This window comes from Paraburkholderia sp. WS6, assembly GCF_030464835.1.
GTDB classification, from domain to species: domain Bacteria; phylum Pseudomonadota; class Gammaproteobacteria; order Burkholderiales; family Burkholderiaceae; genus Paraburkholderia; species Paraburkholderia madseniana.
The window spans coordinates 1-5,086 of sequence record NZ_JALQCK010000096.1 but is presented as its reverse complement, the minus strand read 5'-3'; the positions used below and the strand labels follow the sequence as shown (position 1 = coordinate 5,086).

The 5,086-nt window shown below is 59.8% G+C and carries 4 protein-coding genes; all 4 read right to left on the bottom strand.

Annotated elements, in window-relative coordinates; translation table 11 throughout:
• Positions 1-554: 554 nt before the first annotated feature.
• Positions 555-1,634, bottom strand: a complete 1,080-nt coding sequence (locus M0D64_RS44545; RefSeq protein ID WP_266262276.1) for a hypothetical protein — start codon at positions 1,632-1,634, stop codon at positions 555-557.
• 69 nt (positions 1,635-1,703) lie between these two features.
• Entirely contained in the window at positions 1,704-2,879 is a 1,176-nt protein-coding gene (locus M0D64_RS44540; protein WP_266262274.1) for a porin, read from the bottom strand.
• A 412-nt stretch (positions 2,880-3,291) separates the two neighbouring features.
• Entirely contained in the window at positions 3,292-3,564 is a 273-nt protein-coding gene (locus tag M0D64_RS44535) for a hypothetical protein (protein WP_266262273.1), read from the bottom strand.
• A gap of 320 nt (positions 3,565-3,884) precedes the next feature.
• Positions 3,885-4,682, bottom strand: a complete 798-nt coding sequence (locus tag M0D64_RS44530; RefSeq protein WP_266262272.1) for a substrate-binding domain-containing protein — start codon at positions 4,680-4,682, stop codon at positions 3,885-3,887.
• Between the last annotated feature and the right edge of the window lie 404 nt (positions 4,683-5,086).

Below are 5,086 nucleotides of genomic sequence, written 5' to 3'. Positions count from 1 at the left end.
GTGGCGCACTCACATTCCTGCGGACCATGGCAGGCGTCGCACAACCCCAAACGCAGCACGGTGGCGCACTCACATTCCTGCGGACCATGGCAGGCGTCGAACAACCCTAAACGCAGCACGGTGGCGCACTCACATTCCTGCGGACCATGGCAGGCGTCGAACAACCCTAAACGCACTGAGCCGGATGACGACAGTCGCTGATCGACCCACAGGGGCCCTCGACCCGTTGCTCCTTCAACGACGGCTTCCAAGGTACAGCGGACCTTCGCCCAATCGTGCCGTTCGGCGAGTTGTCGGCCTTTGCGGACGTTCGCAAGCCGTCTTGTCCCGCGCTCGGTGAAGGGGCGCTTACGAGCGAGACCTGAGACCGGAGTCAACCCGGAGCAGACGGTCGAGTTTCTTGAATTCCATACCCGATTGCTTCACACAATGGCCCAAGCGTGCCCAAGCGCAGGGCTCGCCTCGAGCGTGTCATCTGATACGACGCGAGGTCCGAGTCGGCTGCCCATCCAGCGCACTGCATCGCGTGCGCCGAATGGACAGCAGTGGGCCGGCTACTGGCCTACAAAGATCATTCCGTGCGGGGAACCCATCCCGGTATAGACCGGCGTCATTGCCCCCGTCGAAGTGTTGAGCTGCAACAGCGTGCCCTGGCCGGAGGCGTACGCCGTTCCGGCCGTAAAGCCAGCGCTTGCATCGATGCGATAGATCAACTGAGTTTTATTGTCCGACACCAGCATGAACGAACTGCCTGAAGGTGCCCAACGCGTGTCGTCCACCGGTGCAGCGTTGCCGGACAACATAAGCGGCAACACGCTCACCGACTGACTCGCACCAGGGTTCTTCAGGAACACGAGTTCGGCGTCGGCCTGACTATCGACGACCACGTTGCCGGCCGGGTCGATTGCCATCGAATCCGGATCGGTCATGTTAAGCATGACTTGCGTATTCGTTGCAATGTTCGTCGCTGCCGCATTGCCCATCAGAGCGGGCGTCAGATGAAACGTCTTGTTGTCCGGATTCAGGGTGACGGTATAAGCCGACGGCACCGAACTCACGCCTTTAGGCGCCGTTACAGTAGCGGCTCCCAGTGTAGGATGCGATGCGGACACATACACCACCCCGTTGAGCTGCTTCATGTCATCGAGTCCGCCATCATGTGCCGGCGTAACGTCAGGCGCGAGCGTTGTCTGGGTATTGGCCGTGGTATCGATCACGATCAAAAGCGGGTTCGCGTCTTCATTGGTGCTGACCCACACCGTGTGCGAATCGAACTCCATGATGCCGTCCGGGTGTCCCGGTACGTTGAACGTCTTGACGACATTGCCGTTCAGATCGTACTCGATCACCTGGCTTTGCGGCGACGTACCCGCGACTGTCGTTCCGTCCGGATTGTTATTGCTGTCTTGCGCAACGGCGAAGATGTTGCTGCCGTGCTGGACGAGATCGTCGGGCAAAAGCGTGCCGGGCGCCTTGGCAAAGACCGAAATCTTGTAGCCCGACTGAGCGGCGGTCACTGAAGCAGGGACGGCTATAGACGCGGGTGTCGCGGCGGGCGTCGATGAACTGTTGCCGCCGCATGCGGATAGCGTCGCGGCCAGACTCAGCAGGGTGACTAACTTTTTCTGAATCATTTGCATTTTCGACGATGAGATATCTTGAGGAAGTGCGGCGGGACGGCCGCGTCTTGTGAGAGCTGGGAGTTAGAAGCGGGTGCGAATGCCCGCGGTCACCGCAACTTGCGTATTCGTCGCCGACTGCGCGCCAATACCGTTGATCAACGCACCATTCAACACGGTGCCGCTCGCGCCGTTGACATGTTGATACACGCCTTCGAGATAGAGATCCGTCCGCTTGGAGAGCGCATAGTCGCTCAGCAGGCTGATCTGGTTCCACTTGGGTTTGGCGTTCGTTGTCGCGTTGCTCAGGCGGCCATCGGTAAATGTATAGGCGCCTGAGATACGCCACGCCGGCGTCAGGTCGTAGCGCGCATTGAGTTCATAGTTGTTGAAGCTAAGGCCGCTTGCATTGCCGAACTTCGTGGGGTTCGAAGGCGAGCCGGTGCTGATTGTGGTCGCACTGTCAAGCTTCGTCTGGGTCCATACCAGTCCGACGGTTGCGGCGCCAAACGAATAGTTCGCTCCCGCGCCCCAGACGCGCTGACGTTGCGCGGTGAACGGTGCGTCGGCGGACGTGCTGGTGCCGTCCAGGGCGCCGCCACTATTCACCCCGGGCTGATTGATCTCCATGTAGGCCGCCGCGACGTTCAACGGACCGGTGTTGTATGACGCGCCCAGGCTGTACAGACGGTTGTTCGCAAAGGCGCCGGCCTGGTTTGAAAAGCCATAGACGCCGCCGAACTTCAGGCCACTATAGTTCGCGCTCGCATACTTGATCGCGTTGTCGACGCGAAACGAGTTATCGAGATTATCGTTGTCAAACGGGTGAGCGAACTGGGTGCCTCCATACTGCGTGCCAGTCAGGCTCATGGGTCCAAGATAGTCGACTACCGAATCGTATTGACGCCCTAGTGTCACTGAGCCGTACTGGTCTGTCGCGAGGCCCACCCAGGCCTGACGGCCGAACATACGGCCACCCTGGCCCAATTTTCCGTTGGTGATGCTGAAACCGTTCTCCAACGTGAAGATGGCATGCATACCGGAGCCGAGATCTTCGCTGCCGCGCAGTCCCCATCTGTCGGAATTGAGATTGCCACTGGTCGCCTGCACGTTGCTGTGACCTGTCGTGCCGCTGACATGTTGATTGTTCGTATACGTGACGCCGGCATCGAGAAGACCGTATAGCGTCACGCTGCTCTGCGCATGGGCCACCGTGGCCCACATTGCTGCAGACGCGAGAATTAGAGAATTGACTTTCACTTGATCATCCATCGGAAGTGGGGGAATTCGGCTCCTCTGGGTCATAGGAACCGCACGTCCCTTCCGGGCCCCGCCGCTGCGTCTGGTGCCTCGCCGCAAGATCCGGTAAGGGATCGAGCGAGTCTATCTTTGCAGTCCGCGCAATTTTTGAGCAACACTGAATTGCTCGATCGCCAGCAGCACCGGATTTCCACCGAAGGCTTGTACCGCTTGGCTGATACGATTGTGCGCCGTGGGAGATAAGAACTTTTTATGACGTCGCGTATCGGCTGTTCACCAGGCGCAACGCATTCAGTTCCGACAGACGAAATCGCCAATCCCGTGAACGCGCGCAGACGACAGCGCGTCATGCACTGACGGGTATGCGGCGAAATAGTGAAAAAGGCCCGCCGTGCGGCGAGCCTCCCTGACGTTACGGAGTGCGCGCGTATGCAGCTTGTGCGGCATCGTTGAGGGCCTGCCAGTTGAATCCTTCAAGCAACACCGCGAGCTGCAACGAGGACAGCGGCGCATTGCCCGCGTCCATCGGCGATCCCCTGGCGTCATCCGTGAGAGTCGTCTGCGTCTGCCTGGGCGCACTTACGGAACTGCGGTGTGATGTGACGGCCTGATCGATGGCAACGAGGCCAGTCAGGGTGGTGATGGCAAGAACGGTTCGGGTAGTGGCAGTAATGTGACGCAACATGTCAGGCCTCCATTCAAAAAAAGGGAAGTGAGCGAATTGCTTTCGCGTCATCATCAGGATAAGAGACCCAAGCTTATTGTCAGCTTAATAGCTGTAGATTTGTTTCACTGCCGTCTGTGAGACCGGCGAAATCCTGCTTTCGTGAGTGACCGCTTCGGCCGATGAACCGTCACCGAGTTTGCTAGATTCAGTGACCGCTTTCGATGTGCTACCGACGCTCCAGTGTCCAACCGCGGCATCACGTGAACGTCGCTTCCTGGCCGTTCTCGGAAGATCCGACCGTCACCTAGGTCGCCGGCCCGCTGGGCTCACAGCTTCGCTCAGTTCGCAGTCTGCGGTGTTAGTGGTTCGAGCCCGGTCCCCTCAATCGCGGGGGCCGCGTCCGGCGATGACAGAAAACGGATCAGCGCCTCTGCGCCCGCTGGATTTTTGGCATTGGTGGCGATGCCCCCGGAAAACACCGTGTACCTTTGTACCTCCGCGGGCAAACTGCCGACCACCGTCACCCCGTCCACCGGCAACAGTTCGACGATCTGCTGAAATCCGATCTCCGCTTCGCCGTTCGCGACGACACTGGCGACCCGCTCGGCCGGGATCATGCGGCTCTTGTTCTCCACCCGCCCCTCGATACCGAGACGCCGGAATAGTTCACTGCCGATGTAGACTCCATTCGCGTCGTCCGGATAGACGATCGACTTCGCGGCGAGCAGTGTGCCCCGCAATGCGTCGACCGAGCTGATATCCGGCTTCGGCGCCCCCTCGCGAGCCGCGATGCCGATTGCCGAGCGTGCGAAGTCCACCTTGCTGCCAGACACGACCTTGCCGGCGTTGATCTGATCGTCGAGCGCATAGCCGACCACGATCAGCACGTCTGCCCACTCACCGCGCGCAAGTCGCACAGGGATGGCATTTGCGGCCGTGCCCACCACAGGCCCCCAGACGGTGACCAGCGTATCGCCGGCCGCCTCCTCGAATTGTGGCCCCAGTGCGCGATAGGCTGACGCAAACCCGCCCGAGATCATCACCTTAACTTCATCTGCCGATGCCGCGACGCTGCCCAACAATGCGCCCGCGACGCAGAATACGAGTGCGTAAACCTTCAGCTTGCGGCAAGTCACGGCCCCGCTCCATGTCGATCGGATGACCCAGCCCAGACATGCATCGAGTCTGGACGCCACTCATGATGTTAGCCAGCAGCGCGGCATCGCGCGCAGCACCGATGCCGCTCCAATTCGGAGTCCCTCGACGCCGCCGTTTGCGCGATGGCCACTGCGCACAACCATCCCTATGTGGGACGGGCTTCGTCGACGTCGCTTTCAGCGCCTCAAACGGGTACGACGATCACTTCGAATGGGCGGAATTCGTAGTTGACATTACCCACGTCATATTAACCCGTCAGCGCTATGCGCAAATTTGGTTCGACCGAGTAACAGCGCTCAGATATTGCTTGGCACGACGGTCAGCAGGCGACCCGAAGCGGTCGCTCAAGTTTGTCGATAGCGGCCATTCGTTATAGGGTTTC